Annotated in this window: 13 protein-coding genes and 4 tRNA genes; 12 read left to right on the top strand and 5 right to left on the bottom strand. The window is 58.1% G+C overall.

Annotated features, from left to right (window positions below; translation table 11 throughout):
- The first annotated feature begins 86 nt into the window (after positions 1-86).
- Both CKW38_RS24640 and CKW38_RS24635 read left to right on the top strand, forming a co-directional pair.
- Complete coding sequence (locus tag CKW38_RS24640) at positions 87-1,238, top strand: TDT family transporter (RefSeq protein ID WP_095114100.1); 1,152 nt, start codon at positions 87-89, stop codon at positions 1,236-1,238.
- A 99-nt stretch (positions 1,239-1,337) separates the two neighbouring features.
- On the top strand, positions 1,338-3,212 hold the full coding sequence (locus CKW38_RS24635; protein ID WP_095114099.1) for an MFS transporter: 1,875 nt from the start codon (positions 1,338-1,340) through the stop codon (positions 3,210-3,212).
- Between the two features lie 112 nt (positions 3,213-3,324).
- On the opposite strand, the gene sugE is transcribed toward CKW38_RS24635, so the two are convergent.
- The 3 genes from sugE to rdgC form a co-directional block, all read right to left on the bottom strand.
- Complete coding sequence (gene sugE, locus CKW38_RS24630; protein WP_003223093.1) at positions 3,325-3,639, bottom strand: quaternary ammonium compound efflux SMR transporter SugE; 315 nt, start codon at positions 3,637-3,639, stop codon at positions 3,325-3,327.
- 119 nt (positions 3,640-3,758) lie between these two features.
- Positions 3,759-4,724, bottom strand: coding sequence for a bile acid:sodium symporter family protein (locus CKW38_RS24625; protein ID WP_095114098.1), 966 nt, complete (start codon positions 4,722-4,724; stop codon positions 3,759-3,761).
- 151 nt (positions 4,725-4,875) lie between these two features.
- Entirely contained in the window at positions 4,876-5,796 is a 921-nt protein-coding gene (gene rdgC / locus CKW38_RS24620; protein WP_007919763.1) for a recombination-associated protein RdgC, read from the bottom strand.
- Between the two features lie 159 nt (positions 5,797-5,955).
- On the opposite strand from rdgC, the gene CKW38_RS24615 reads away from it, so the two are divergent.
- From CKW38_RS24615 to CKW38_RS24600, 4 genes are all read left to right on the top strand, one after another.
- Positions 5,956-6,031: transfer RNA gene (locus tag CKW38_RS24615), tRNA-Val, on the top strand.
- A gap of 19 nt (positions 6,032-6,050) precedes the next feature.
- Positions 6,051-6,127 (top strand) — tRNA-Asp (locus CKW38_RS24610).
- A gap of 191 nt (positions 6,128-6,318) precedes the next feature.
- Positions 6,319-6,394, top strand: a tRNA-Val gene (locus CKW38_RS24605).
- 19 nt (positions 6,395-6,413) lie between these two features.
- Positions 6,414-6,490 (top strand) — tRNA-Asp (locus CKW38_RS24600).
- A gap of 113 nt (positions 6,491-6,603) precedes the next feature.
- On the opposite strand, the gene CKW38_RS24595 is transcribed toward CKW38_RS24600, so the two are convergent.
- The gene (locus CKW38_RS24595; RefSeq protein ID WP_095114097.1) at positions 6,604-7,770 is read right to left on the bottom strand and encodes a catalase family protein; all 1,167 of its coding nucleotides are present in this window, start codon (positions 7,768-7,770) and stop codon (positions 6,604-6,606) included.
- The gene (locus tag CKW38_RS24590) at positions 7,767-9,575 is read right to left on the bottom strand and encodes a di-heme-cytochrome C peroxidase (RefSeq protein ID WP_095114096.1); all 1,809 of its coding nucleotides are present in this window, start codon (positions 9,573-9,575) and stop codon (positions 7,767-7,769) included. The genes CKW38_RS24595 and CKW38_RS24590 overlap by 4 nt, the downstream gene beginning before the upstream one ends.
- A gap of 270 nt (positions 9,576-9,845) precedes the next feature.
- Between CKW38_RS24590 and CKW38_RS24585 the strand changes: the two genes are divergently transcribed.
- The 6 genes from CKW38_RS24585 to CKW38_RS24560 form a co-directional block, all read left to right on the top strand.
- Complete coding sequence (locus CKW38_RS24585; protein WP_007919751.1) at positions 9,846-10,562, top strand: FKBP-type peptidyl-prolyl cis-trans isomerase; 717 nt, start codon at positions 9,846-9,848, stop codon at positions 10,560-10,562.
- A 294-nt stretch (positions 10,563-10,856) separates the two neighbouring features.
- Positions 10,857-11,312, top strand: a complete 456-nt coding sequence (locus CKW38_RS24580; protein ID WP_007919749.1) for a YkvA family protein — start codon at positions 10,857-10,859, stop codon at positions 11,310-11,312.
- Between the two features lie 113 nt (positions 11,313-11,425).
- Positions 11,426-11,767 carry a helix-turn-helix transcriptional regulator gene (locus tag CKW38_RS24575; RefSeq protein WP_007919748.1) on the top strand — a complete coding sequence of 114 codons (342 nt, stop codon included), beginning with the start codon at positions 11,426-11,428 and terminating at the stop codon, positions 11,765-11,767.
- Positions 11,764-12,135 (top strand): hypothetical protein, encoded by a 372-nt coding sequence (locus CKW38_RS24570; RefSeq protein ID WP_003223109.1) that lies wholly within the window; start codon positions 11,764-11,766, stop codon positions 12,133-12,135. Before CKW38_RS24575 ends, CKW38_RS24570 begins: the two co-directional genes overlap by 4 nt.
- Positions 12,136-12,543, top strand: a complete 408-nt coding sequence (locus tag CKW38_RS24565) for an SEL1-like repeat protein (RefSeq protein WP_095114095.1) — start codon at positions 12,136-12,138, stop codon at positions 12,541-12,543.
- Positions 12,544-12,781: 238 nt separating this feature from the next.
- Positions 12,782-14,399, top strand: a 1,618-nt coding sequence (locus CKW38_RS24560; RefSeq protein ID WP_256588446.1) for a DUF6531 domain-containing protein, incomplete at its 3' end; no start/stop codon positions are given.

The raw sequence follows: 14,399 nt of genomic DNA, 5'->3' as shown, positions 1-14,399 counted from the left end.
ATAACAGTTAGAGATATTACCCGTTATATAGATATTCGATTCGGTTCTACCATGGACTCAACCTCACCAGAGGACAGGAGTTCATGATGATTTGCCCCAATAGCGCCAAACCCGGCATCAAGCCGTTCAGCCAGCTTCAGCATCCACGCGAAGTCATCCGTCAGTTCACCCCGAACTGGTTCGCTGCCACCATGGGCACCGGTGTGCTGGCGTTGGCGCTGGCGCAATTGCCTTTGGCCATTTCAGGCCTGCACGCCATCGCTGAAGGTTTGTGGTTGTTCAACATTCTGTTGTTCAGCGTGTTTGCCGCTGCCTATGCCGCACGCTGGATCTTGTTCTTCGATGAAGCGCGGCGGATTTTCGGCCACTCCACCGTGTCGATGTTCTTCGGCACGATTCCCATGGGTCTCGCGACGATCATCAACGGATTTCTGCTGTTCGGCCTGCCGCGCTGGGGCGACGGTGTGATTCATCTTGCCGAAGTGCTGTGGTGGATTGATGTGGCCATGTCACTGGCTTGCGGCGTGTTGATTCCGTACATGATGTTTACCCGTCAGGAACACAGCATCGACCAGATGACCGCCGTTTGGCTGTTGCCGGTCGTCGCAGCCGAAGTGGCAGCGGCCAGCGGTGGTTTGCTCGCGCCGCATCTCAACGATGCCCACTCGCAACTGGTGGTACTGACGACAAGCTACGTGCTCTGGGCTTTTTCCCTGCCGGTAGCGTTCAGCATTCTGACGATCCTGCTGCTGCGCATGGCCCTGCATAAACTGCCCCACGAAAACATGGCCGCTTCGAGCTGGTTGGCCCTCGGTCCGATCGGTACCGGTGCGCTGGGCATGTTGCTGCTCGGCGGTGATGCGCCAGCGATCTTCGCGGCCAACGGTCTGCCGGGCATCGGCGAGATCGCCTCGGGTCTGGGACTCATTGCCGGCATTACCCTGTGGGGCTTTGGGCTGTGGTGGATGCTGATGGCGCTGCTGATCACCGTGCGGTATTTGCGTGACGGCATCCCGTTCAACCTTGGCTGGTGGGGATTCACCTTTCCGTTGGGCGTGTATTCGCTGGCAACCCTGAAACTGGCGAGCACCTTGAACCTGACGTTTTTCAGCGTCGTCGGCACGCTGTTGGTGATGTTGCTGGCGGTGATGTGGCTGATCGTCGGTAAACGCACCGTGCAGGGCGCCTGGCGTGGCGAGCTGTTTGTCTCGCCGTGCATTGCAGGTTTGAAGAAATAACCTGAAAAGTTTAGGTAAGGTGTGGCCTGGATCGCGCTTCGAGAATCCAATAAGCAGTACCCAGGCCTCTCTACCTTAAACATCAGGGAAACACGGAAGATGAGTCACCCCTCACAGTTCAACCTGCTGCGCACCCGGCGCTTCTTGCCGTTCTTCATCACGCAGTCGCTCGGCGCCTTCAACGACAACGTGTTCAAACAGTCGCTGATCCTCGCCATTCTCTATCGGCTGACCATCGAGGGTGACCGTTCGATCTGGGTCAACCTGTGTGCGTTGCTGTTTATCCTGCCGTTTTTCCTGTTCTCGGCACTGGCCGGGCAGTTTGGCGAAAAGTTCGCCAAGGACGCGCTGATTCGTCTGATCAAACTCGCGGAAATCGCGATCATGGCCGTAGGATCGGTCGGTTTCCTCTTCGATCATTTGTCGCTGATGCTGGTGGCGCTATTCGCCATGGGCACGCATTCGGCGCTGTTCGGGCCGGTGAAATATTCGATCCTGCCGCAAGCGCTGCGCGAGGATGAACTGGTGGGCGGCAACGGCCTGGTGGAGATGGGCACGTTTCTGGCGATTCTCGCCGGGACGATTGGCGCCGGGGTCATCATGTCTTCGAGTCACTATGCGCCGTTGGTGTCCTGCGCGATCGTCGGGATTGCCGTGCTGGGCTATCTGGCCAGCCGCAGCATTCCCCGTGCAGCGGCGTCCTCCCCGGAAATGCGCCTGAACTGGAACATCTTCAGCCAGTCGTGGGCGACGTTGAAACTCGGCCTGGGCCAGACTCCGGCGGTGTCACGCTCGATTGTCGGCAACTCGTGGTTCTGGTTTGTCGGGGCGATTTATCTGACGCAGATTCCGGCTTACGCCAAGGAATGGATGCACGGCGATGAAACCGTTGTAACGCTGATTCTCACGGTGTTCTCGGTCGGTATTGCGCTGGGTTCGATGCTTTGCGAGAAGCTGTCCGGGCGCAAGGTCGAGATCGGTCTGGTGCCGTTCGGCTCATTTGGTCTGACTGTGTTCGGCCTGCTGCTCTGGTGGCACTCCGGCGGAATTCCCGACAGTGTCACTGGCCATAGCTGGATTGAGGTGCTGGGCTTCGTGCACACCTGGGCGGTGTTGGTCGATATTCTCGGCCTCGGCATCTTCGGTGGTTTCTACATCGTGCCGCTGTATGCCTTGATCCAGTCGCGCACTGCCGAGAATGAGCGGGCGCGGGTGATTGCCGCCAACAACATTCTCAACGCGTTGTTTATGGTGGTATCAGCCATCGTCTCGATCGTGCTGCTGAGCGTGGCCAAGCTGTCGATCCCGCAGTTGTTCCTCGTGGTGTCGCTGCTGAATATCGGCGTCAACGCCTACATCTTCAAGATCGTCCCCGAGTTCAGCATGCGTTTCATGATCTGGCTACTCAGCCATTCCATGTACCGCGTCGAGCACCGCAACCTTGAAGCAATTCCCGATGAAGGCGCGGCATTGCTGGTGTGCAACCACGTTTCGTTCGTTGATGCGTTGCTGATTGGCGGCGCGGTGCGTCGGCCGATTCGCTTTGTCATGTACTACAAGATCTACAACTTGCCGGTGCTGAACTTTATCTTCCGCACAGCGGGAACAATTCCGATTGCCGGACGTAATGAAGACATCCAGATTTACGAAAAGGCCTTCACGCGCATTGCTCAATATCTGAAGGAGGGTGAGTTGGTGTGCATCTTCCCGGAAGGCAAGTTGACTGCCGATGGCGAGATGAACGAATTCCGCGGTGGGCTGACGCGGATTATCGAGGAGACGCCGGTGCCGGTGATTCCGTTGGCGTTGCAGGGGTTGTGGGGGAGTTTCTTCAGTCGCGATCCGAATAAAGGTGTGTTTCGGCGGTTGTGGTCGCGGGTGACGTTGGTGGCGGGTGCGCCGGTGGGCGTGGATGCTGCTGAGCCGGCGCAGTTGCAAGTGTTGGTGGGGGAGTTGCGCGGGGCCGTCAGATAGTCGGCGATTTTAAGGGCCTCTTCGCGAGCAGGCTCGCTCCCACAGTTGATCGTATTCCTCTGACGGAACGCGGTTGAGTGTGGGAGCGAGCCTGCTCGAAAGCGCTAGTGGCTTAAGCGCTGACCTTGAGGCCAATCAACCCGGTAATGATCAACGCTACGCTGGCCAGCCGAATCAACGCCATCGACTCGCCAAACAGAATGATCCCGGCAATCACCGTGCCCACGGCACCGACACCGGTCCAGATCGCATAGGCCGTGCCCAGCGGCAATTCCTTCATCGCAAGGCCAAGCAGGCCAAGGCTGATGGCCATGGCCGCAACGGTCAGAACGGTGGGCAGCGGGCGGGTGAAGCCGTCGGTGTATTTCAGGCCGACGGCCCAGCCGACTTCGAACAGGCCGGCGAAAAACAGAATGATCCAGGACATGCAAGACCTCCATCGATAGACGGGGTCGTCCCCAGATTAATAACTCGATCGAGCCGCAGGGTCGTCCCCGCGTTGCGCGCTAGTTTGACCAGCATTAACCCGGGGATCAAGTTTCGAGGTCAGTCAGCCGCTTGCTGCGCCAGGGTCTCGCGATCTTCCTTTTCACTCATGCGCCGGAAGTAAGTCGACAGCAGCGCGCCGGAAATATTGTGCCAAACGCTGAACAACGCGCTCGGCACCGCCGCCAATGGCGAAAAATGCGCACTGGCCAATGCAGCGCCCAATCCCGAATTCTGCATACCCACCTCCAGTGCCAGCGACTTGCGTTGGGCCAGCGGCAGCTTGAACAGGCGCCCGGTGAAGTAGCCCAGCAAATAACCGAAGCTGTTGTGCAGCATGACCACGGCCATGATCAACAGGCCGGACTCGGCGATCTTTGCCTGACTGGCCGCCACCACGGCGGTCACGATAATGACGATGCTGACCACCGACACCAGCGGCAACACATCGACGGCGTGACGAACCTTGTCGCCAAGCAAACGCTGGGCAACCACGCCAAGAATGATCGGTAGCAACACCACTTGCAGGATCGACCAGAACAGCTCCATGAACGACACCGGCAACCACGCCGAAGCCAGCAGCCAGATCAGCGCCGGGGTCAGCAGTGGGGCGAGGAGGGTGGTGACGGCGGCAATGGCCACCGATAACGCCAGATCGCCGCGAGCCAGCCAAGTCATGACGTTGGACGAAGTGCCGCTCGGGCAGCAACCGACCAGAATTACTCCGACGGCAATTTCCGGCGGCAGGTGGAACACTTGGCAGAGCAACCACGCCACACCGGGCATGATCACGAAATGCGCGACTACGCCCAGCGCCACGCGCCACGGATGGCGGGCGACGGCAGCGAAGTCGTCAAGTTTGAGGGTCAGGCCCATGCCGAACATCACCAGGCCCAGCAACGGTACGATCGCGCCTTTGAGGCCGAGGAACCACGCCGGTTGCAGGAACGCAATCACCGCGAAAATCAGAACCCAGTAAGCGAAGGTATTGCCGACAAAGCGGCTGAGTGCAGCCAGTGCGCGCATGGCTTGATCCTTATTATGTGAAAGCGTTAGGAAGCTAAGCATACGTCGCCAGCAAAAAGATCGCAGCCTCCGGCAGCTCCTACAGAAAAACACGTCCTTTGTAGGAGCTGCCGAAGGCTGCGATCTTTTAAGCGTTCACACAAAAAACCGATCAGATCCCCTGCGGAGTCTCTTCCCCACCCAACGCTTCCACCAGCGCCGGCAGGAAATCGCCAAAGGTCAGCATCATCAGCGTGAAGCTGGCATCCAGTTGCCCCAGCGCTTCATCGCCACCGTCCTGCTCCGCCTGATCCTGCAACAGATCTTCGAACTTCAGACGTTTAACAGTCATCTTGTCATCGAGCATGAACGACAGCTTGTCCTGCCAGGCCAGCGACAGTTGCGTAACCACTTTGCCAGTGCTCAGGTGCAGCTGGATTTCTTCGCTGGTCAGGTCCTGACGCTTGCAACGGACGATGCCGCCGTCTTCGTGGGTGTCGCGCAGCTCGCATTCGTCCAGCACATAGAAGTCGTCGGCAGCTTTCTGCGTGGTGACCCATTCGGTCATGGTCGCGGTAGGCGACATTTTTACCGTCAGCGGACGGACGGGCAGGGTGCCGATCACTTCACGCAGGGTCGACAGCAGGTCTTCAGCGCGTTTCGGGCTGGCCGAGTTGACCAGAATCAGGCCCTGTTTCGGCGCGATGGCGGCGAAGGTCGACGAGCGACGAATAAAGGCGCGCGGCAGGAACGCCTGGATGATTTCATCCTTGATCTGATCGCGTTCCTTCTTATAGACCTTGCGCATCTGCTCGGCTTCGATCTCTTCGACCTTTTCCTTGACCGCGTCACGCACGACGCTGCCCGGCAGAATGCGTTCTTCTTTACGCGCGGAAATCAGCAGGAAGTCACCGCTGACGTGCACCAATGGAGCATCTTCGCCTTTGCCGAACGGCGCGACGAAACCGTAGGTGGTCAACTCCTGGCTTGCACATGGACGCGCCAGTTTGGTGGCCAGTGCAGTTTCCAGCGCCTCGGCATCGACAGGCAGGTCTTGGGTCAGGCGATAGATAAGCAGGTTTTTGAACCACATGGGGTGAGTCTCTCCTTTATACAAAGGGGGGCATTATTGTCTTCGCCGTCTCATAGGCCAACCCTTCTCTAAGCCTTTGGAAGGCCTGAGAAAATTATTTAAAAAAGTGCTTGCCAGAGGTTGGGTCGCTCCGTAGAATGCGCGCCACACCGAAGCGAAGGGTGATTAGCTCAGCTGGGAGAGCGTCTGCCTTACAAGCAGAATGTCGGCGGTTCGATCCCGTCATCACCCACCATTCGTTTCAAGTGTTTAGCGCAGCGGTAGTTCAGTCGGTTAGAATACCGGCCTGTCACGCCGGGGGTCGCGGGTTCGAGTCCCGTCCGCTGCGCCATATTCGGTAACCTGGACCACTGAACGCCAGGTCACCACGGAAAAACCCGCCAAGGCGGGTTTTTTTCTGCTCCAAGGTTGTACCCGCGGGATGTGTCGTTTTACCGGTTTTCGGATTTATTTGAAAAAAACTTCAATTAAATCAACACTTTACGAAAACTTGTGGCATAATGCGTCCCGTAACGAAGCGAAGGGTGATTAGCTCAGCTGGGAGAGCGTCTGCCTTACAAGCAGAATGTCGGCGGTTCGATCCCGTCATCACCCACCATTCGTTTCAAGCGTTTCGCGCAGCGGTAGTTCAGTCGGTTAGAATACCGGCCTGTCACGCCGGGGGTCGCGGGTTCGAGTCCCGTCCGCTGCGCCATATTCGGAATCTGGAACACTGAACGCCAGATTCCACAGAAAGCCCGCCTAGTGCGGGCTTTTTGCTGTCCCGGATTTGTTGATTTCAAGTTTCCACGGTGTCATGACACCGTGCTACTGCGCAGCATTTTGGCTGTGTCGATAGTTGCTCACTGCCTCATATACCGCTTTACGCAAGCGGTTGATCCCGCCAATCGGCCGATGCGCCTCAAGCCCGAACCACGGATTAAACGAAAGGTTGTCACACGCCAGATTTAGCGCCGGGGTATCGAAATCCTGCGGCGGCAGGGTAATTCGCGCGACCGTTTCAAAGGGTGAGTCCTGCTCGCGCCATTCGATGCTGGTGTCTTCGATCGGCATGTACTTGTTGGCATCCTGGCGCTGGATCTGCAGTACGAAACAGGCTGGTATCCGGTCCGTCGACAACTGCTGAGTCAAAGCGCTGCGCAGGAAATTCGGCAGGTCGTGGTTCTGTTTGGGCAGTGTATAGGCAGGGCAACTGTCCGGATCGGGTGCAACACGAAACTTTGCATTGGCTTCCCCGAACTTGTAGGGCGAAACCGAAAAGTATGTCGTCGCTGTCGGGCTGTCCGGTGGCGGCGATAGCGTTGCCAAGGCAATAAACAAATGGCGGATCTGCCAGCTGCGCGGATCCCAGCCGGGGAAAAACGCCATGACCTTTTTGCCGTCAGCCTGCGCCGCCACATTCTGACGGTACTCGGCGACATCGCTGACAAAAAAGTTCGGGTGGCTGAACATCACGAAATCCTGCTCAGGCTGTGACTGGCGATTGCCAAGCAGCTGTTTTCCCGATACGTCCAGCAGTTTGATCGCCATGCCCCGCGCGTCGCGAAGGCTGTCGAACTGTGGGTAGGCATTGCCATTGGACAGGCGAATCATCGCTTGCCAGGTTTTGCCGGGCTCACTGAATACGCCTTGTCGCAGCGACTGCGCCAGTTGCGGCAACACCTGCACCTGAGCTTTTACACAACCATGAGCCTTGGCATGGGCGTCGCGCAGATACCGTGTGCTTTCTCGGTGTTGATCGACGATGCGTACGGCGGTCTGGATCACGTCCTGGGTCATCGCCGCTTCGCCGGTGGGAATCTGCTCCTGCGCCGACACCGGGCCACGGTGTTGCCAGGCAAACCAGACCGTAGCGATGGCCCAGCCGAGCAAGCCGATGACAAGCGCTATCAACAGAACCTTGCCCAGCAAACGACCCAGCCACAACCAGATTCTGGCCAGCAGCGACTGTTCTTTCTTGAAGGTTGAGATCATGGCAGTTGCGCCTCCAGTGGGCCGCCGAGGACTTTCAGGTACTCAAGAAGCGCCCAGCGTTCTTCGGGCTGCAATAGCCGGCCAATCACGCCGTTGCCACGTTCGCCGGCGCGGAACTCATGGCCGCTGTTGTGGTTGCCGGTGATCCGCGTATCGAACAGGAAGCCATTGGTAAACGCTTCGGTGCGATACCCCAGATGTCGCGGATCGTATTCAAAGGTGCCTTTGAAGAAGGTTGTGGCGCGCTCATCCTGCGGCGACAGCAACTGATAGATGTTCGGTACCGAACCGTTGTGCAGGAACGGAGCGGTGGCCCAGATACCGGCCAGCGGGCGGGCCTTGTAAGCGACTTTTTCGCGAACGCCGATCGGCAGGCCAAAGCCGTCCATGCGTGGTTTTTCCTGTGGCGTGACGTTGGCTTCGCGATAGCCGCGGTCTTCGACGAAAGCGGTGACGTAAGCCAAGCCCTTGGCCACCGATAACTGGCTCAAATCCAGTGGCTCCTTGGGTGTCGGATGCAGTTTGACGTCCATTTTTTCCAGTTCTTTCAGATCCCACTGCAGGGCTGTCAGGTCGAAACGGTGGTTGGCGATATTGTCGGCAGCGGTCGGGTCGGTGCCGATGACATTGACCGGCAGCATGTGCAAATGCTGCACCCAGCGCTCACCTTCCTGAGTCTGGCGCGGTACGTGACAACCGGCGCAGTTCTCGACAAATAGCGTGCGGCCCTTGGCTGCCAAGGGTTTGTCGATGGCGCCAAACAGATCCTCTGGCCAGGCTGGCGGCTTGAGTCTTTGCAGGGTTTCTTCGATTTTGTGCAGATCACGCACGCGCACGCTGGAGGCATAGCGTGCTTCGCCTTGCAGCGGCTGGCCGTTGGCATCGAAAAAATTCAGGGTGGCGCCGACGCCTAACGCTTCACCGATATTGCGCGCCATTGGTTGCTGCGCCGAGCCGTTCCACTGCACCCAATCGAACGTCCACATGTCCCAGAGCTGCGGGTAATCCACCGGAGCATTGGCCACGCGGTAGTTGACGGGGGAAATCGCATCGCCAAACGTCGCATTGGCAATGCGTCCGAAAGCATCGGCGCGGCCGGGACCTTCTTCGGTCGGGTAGAGGCCGCGATGGGTATCGTTCCAGGCGACTTTGAGGAAAGTATTCAGTGAGGTTTTGAAGTCTTTGCGCAATTGCTCGTGACGCGTGTCGTATTCGTCGCCCAGCACGGTTCTGGCAAAACGTTCGAATTTCCATGGGTTGTAGTAAGTCGCGGTCAGACTTGCCACCAATGCCTGTCCGAAACTGCCACCACGCAAAGTAGGAACACTGGAAGGCAACACATGTTGCGCGGTACCCCCGTCAATTCGCACGGCCTGGCCGTTGATGCGCAATTCGCCGGTGTGGCAAGCGGCGCAAGTAATGTCCAGATATTGCTCAGAGCTGCCGGGATTCTGATGGCGGGCAAAACCGACGGGGAGGTTGCCGGGGTTGTTCGCCGTGGCTTTGTGCTGCGGATCAATCAGAAAACCGAAGCGCGCGAGGTAATCGGAGGACGCGAAACGCTGTTCAGAAAAAGGCAGCTCCAAGGCCTGGAACCACTCGTAGCGAAGGCCTTTGACCTGCGTACCCTGAGGCGTGAAATAGTAGGTTTGCCGGTCTTCGTCACTCCACTGATCGAGGTAATGCACCTGCTCGGCGGGGGTGTAGAAGGGCAATTTCGGGTTGGCGACGTAATACAGGACCACAGCAAGAACCAGTCCCAGCAGCACGACGATCAGGGTCAGCACACGGAATAAGAGGCGCAAGATAAACATCCTTGTCGATTTGTTCCGCTGTTATGCCTGAGCACGCCCCCATGCGGCAAGTGGCCATTACGCCAGATGATGCAAGAAGGAACGACGCTGATTGTCGGGACAAGATTACAGAAGCTTCATCGTCGCTTCGCCTCGATGCGTTTTAATCCCTGAACTTATCGGAAGTTTCCTGCTCTCATGCCGGTAGCCATTGGTCGTGGCGGCCTGATAAGCTCGCGGCTTTACTCGATTGCCCTTTCGGCGCATGAACAAGGAAATAGCATGAAACAGCATCGGTTGGCGGCGGCGGTTGCCCTGGTTAGCCTGGTCCTCGCGGGTTGTGATTCGCAGACCAGCGTAGAGCTGAAAACCCCGGCGCAAAAAGCTTCCTACGGTATCGGCCTGAACATGGGCAAGAGCCTGGCTCAGGAAGGCATGGATGATCTGGACTCCAAAGCGGTAGCCCAGGGCATCGAAGATGCCGTCGGCAAGAAAGAACAGAAGCTGAAAGATGAAGAACTGGTCGAAGCCTTCGCCGCGCTGCAAAAGCGTGCTGAAGAGCGTATGGCCAAAATGAGCGAAGAGTCGGCTGCGGCTGGCAAGAAGTTCCTCGAAGAAAACGGCAAGAAGGCGGGTGTAACCACCACTGCTTCCGGCCTGCAATACGAAGTGGTCAAGAAAGCCGACGGCCCACAGCCCAAGCCGACTGACGTAGTGACTGTTCACTACACCGGCAAGCTGACCAACGGCACCGTATTCGACAGCTCCGTCGAGCGCGGCAGCCCGATCGATCTGCCGGTAAGCGGCGTGATTCCGGGTTGGGTTGAAGGTCTGCAACTGATGCACGTTGGCGAGAAGTACAAACTGTACATCCCTAGCGATCTGGCTTATGGCGCTCAGTCGCCAAGCCCGGCAATCCCGGCCAACTCGGTTCTGGTCTTCGACCTGGAACTGCTGGCCATCAAGGATCCAGCCAAAGAAGCCGCTGCTGCCAAGTAATTGGTAAAGGCTTCAACAACAACGCCTCGCTTATGCGGGGCGTTGTTGCATCTGGACCCTGGCAAGGGTAAACAGAGCGAACCGATGGCGGTCGGGAGAGTCATAGCCAATGAGACTGCCATCGCTAGCCGCCCTGAGCAGCCAAGTCAATGAAATATTGGGGTTTTTTATGTGAGTAAAAAACGCCCGATCTGAGCGCAGCCCTTATGAAACGGGGCTTTCAGCGCTGAAATGCAGCTCTGTTCACAAGGTTATCCACAATTTGTGTGGATAACATTTCAACGGGAGGAATAGATGAAAGCTCCGTGGAATTTTGCTCGATTCCTGCCCTTGGCCGGCCGCCTGCTCGCACGCGGCCGTTTGCCGACCTTATTGTTTGCGGTTGCCAGCAAAGGCGCTGCGCAGGGCAATCGCCTCGGTAAACTCAAGGACGATTTACGTTTACTCCAGGCTTTGTGCCTGGCCTATTGGCGCGGCGAGTACCGGGCCATCAGTGGCAAAGCGCTGGTGTCGGTGGTGGCGGGTTTGATGTATTTCCTCAGTCCGGTGGATGCGATTCCGGATTTCATTCCCGTATTCGGCATGCTCGACGACATCGCCGTCCTCGCCTGGCTGATGAAAACCCTCGACGATGAGCTCAATGCCTTTCGCCTGTGGCGCAATCGTCAGCAACCGGAAAAGCTCGCAGTCGTCGAACGCCTGCCGGATACCCCCGAGCAACTGCAACTTCAGGGGCCGAAAAAAACCTGATTCCTCAACACCCGCCTACAGATAGATACCCCCCGCGACCTTGGCCGCTGTTAGGATTACACTTCTAGGGAAAAGTGCCGACTCGCTAAGTGTTGTTGTCCTACGGGGTAGTCATGGATATTCAGATAATTGCACGCGATGGCGAACCCGAATACGCGGTTCTGCCGTGGGCTCAGTATCAGGCTCTACTAAAAGCAGCAGGCATTAATGAAACACCGTCGCGTCCGGCACCTACGCCGCTCGCGGCCTCACCAGACACGATTCTTCCAGGTCTGGATCAACTACGCAGTTTGCGCGAAGGGAAGGGCATCGCCATTGAGGCGTTGGCCCGCACGGTAGGCATCAGCCCGTCTTATCTGGCCATGATCGAAAGTGGCGAGCGTCAGCCCGACGCCGCGATTCGCCGCAGCCTGGCCTGGGAATTGACGGTGCCAGGGTGGAGGGATGAATCGTGAGCGTACGCATCAGTCGTCAACATTGGGACGGATTGCTCGGAGAACTGGATCAAGCGCGCCGTCAGCGCCATCTACTGACTTATCGGGCCTTGCTCGAGCGTTTGCAATTGCCGACACCGGCCATGCAAACCTTGACCGCCGCGCTTGAGCATCTGGCCGCGCTGGATGCCAAGGCCGAACAACCGTTGCGCAGTTCACTGGTGATCAGCCAAGGTGCCAGTCGCCTGCCGCGTACCGGTTTCTTTGAGTGTGTTGAACGTCTGGGGCGTTTTTCCGGGCCGTCCGATGGTGTTGCTGCGGCCTCTTGGCATGCTTCGGAAGTTGTCCGTGTTTTTGAATACGAGTACCCGGAATCGGCGGAGGCCTGAGTGTTTTTACGACTCAAGGCGCGGGCCAGTTACTGGCTGGCCCGTCGGCTGTTTCACTGGTCATGGTTCGTTCGACAACCGCGTGGCTGGCGCTGGCTCGAAGGGCAGTTTGCGCGCATGGCCAACCTTGGCGATGTCGGTGCGCAGAGCTTCTATGGGCACATCCTGACCTTTCGCGGTGTCGGCTGGGGCGCGCGTGAAGAAGGTGTGCGCCTGTTGCGCTTGGCGGCGCTCGCAGGCGATGGCAAAGCGGCTTATCAGGTCGGTGTGATCAGTCTGGCCGGGACGCTGGGTAAACTCCCGGACCCTGTCGAAGCCGCACGCTGGTGGGGGATGGCTGCCAAAGCCGGGCATCCGTTGGCTGAGCTCAAATTGAAAGAGCTGAGCGCTCGGGATTCAACGCAGTAAATCCATTTGTGTCCGCACGATAAACGCGGCGTGAGGTTTTCCTCACGCCGCGTTTGCGTTTCTGTGCACCTGTTTAGCTGCTGGTGATGCTTTACAGATAAGTCCTACAGTCATCGCCTACTTGCCTGACTTCTTTCCTGATTGATCCCCCGCACAGTTCCCGCGCCTAATTTTTGCGCGAGGGAACGCTCATGTTTGATCCGCTTATTCAGTCCACTTCGCACACCCGCGTGCGCTGATGGACGCCGTCACCCGCATCGAGCAAGCACTCGACAGCTTTCCCGCCACCCTCAGTATTTACCGCGAACAGCTCAAGCATTGGGCCAGTCACGCGGCGGACAAGGTCAGCCACGCTGCGGATCTGCCGTCGCTGATGGGCATGGAGCGGATCATTCGCTTCGGCTCCGATAGCACTGCCGTCAGCAGCACCGACAACGAATTTTTCTCAGGTGTCGTCCAGTGCCCGAAGGGCGGGTTGATGCAAATCGAGAGCAAGTTCGAGTCGGTCTACGACATTCCGCTGGGCAACATCGTGGTCGATGTGATCGCCATGGACGGTGGCGTAACCACCCCTATCACCCTTGATGAGCAAGGCAAGGGCTCTTTCAAAGGAATACCTGGCAGGTTCTACCGGGTGCAGGTGCACAGCGATGTCACTCCGGATCAGGTCGAGGACCTTTTCAAAGCTTATGACGGCCTGACCGCTGAGCTGGATGGCTGGCTACGCAGTGAATGGAAGAGTTTCAAGCCGCAGTGGTCGCAGTCGGTGGCGACGGCGGCAGGCAACGGCATGCTCGCCGGGAGCTGGGCGGCCATCGAGGGGGTGTGGGACAGCATTGGTTTGCTCTCGGACATTCTCAAGGATCCCGGCCAGTTTGCTGAGCGCTTGGGCAGTGGCGCGGCAGATCTGATCGAGCTGGCGAAAACTGCGCCCGAGGTCATGGAGAAGCTGCAACTGCTGGTCAGTGACGAAGCTGCACTGTGCTTATTGCTGCGCACTGCCAGCCTTTGGCTGGAGATGCTGCCGCCCAGTGAAGTTGCCGGCAAAACGGCGGAAGCGGCGTCGATGATGATGGTGCAGATGCTCATCGATGTGCTGATCAGCGTTGTCTTGACGTTTGTCAGTGGTGGCGCAGGCATCGCTTATCTGACGCTGCGTCTGGCGGATCGCGCCGTGCAATTGCTGTCGGCGGTGAAGCGTTTGGTGAAGGCGATGTTCGGCATCGTCGAAGGGTTCATCAAATACGTCGATCAATACAAAAGCGTTGCCGCCCGAGGCATCGCCACCGGGGTGAAAAAGGGCCGGATGCAATTGCGCTGGAATGCGCAGCGCAACACCTTGTTGAAGAAAGACGAGCCTCACGACGACTCGCCGGATCAGGCGAAAAACCCCAACGGCGACAGCGCCGATTGCGTGCCGCGCACCTGCACCAACGGCTGCCCGGTGTCGATGGTCACCGGTGAAGAACTGCTGACCCTGAGCGATGCGGTGCTCGATGGCGTGTTGCCGTTTGAGTTCACGCGGTTGTATCGCAGCAGTGCCGCCGAAATCGATGTCGGGTTGGGGTTTGGCTGGAGTCATTCGCTGGCGCATCGGCTGGAGTTTTTCGCTGATGAGGTTGTTTGGGTCGATCACGAAAACCGTCGTACGCGGTTTCCGTTGCCGAGCGTTGAAAGACCGGCGATTCACAACAGTCTGTCGCGGGCGGCGATCTTTCTGGGGGATGAACCGGAGGAGCTGATCCTCGCGCTGGCCGGGGAAACAGCGCGCTTTTATCACTTTCGTGCAGGACGGCTGACGGCGATCAGCGATGGCTATGGCAACCGTCTGACGGTGCAGCGCGATCGCTCTGACC

It is taken from the genome of Pseudomonas sp. Irchel 3H7 (assembly GCF_900187605.1).
In the GTDB taxonomy this organism is placed as follows: domain Bacteria; phylum Pseudomonadota; class Gammaproteobacteria; order Pseudomonadales; family Pseudomonadaceae; genus Aquipseudomonas.
The sequence above is the reverse complement of the archived record's forward strand: the minus strand, read 5'-3'. Positions and strand labels throughout refer to the sequence as shown.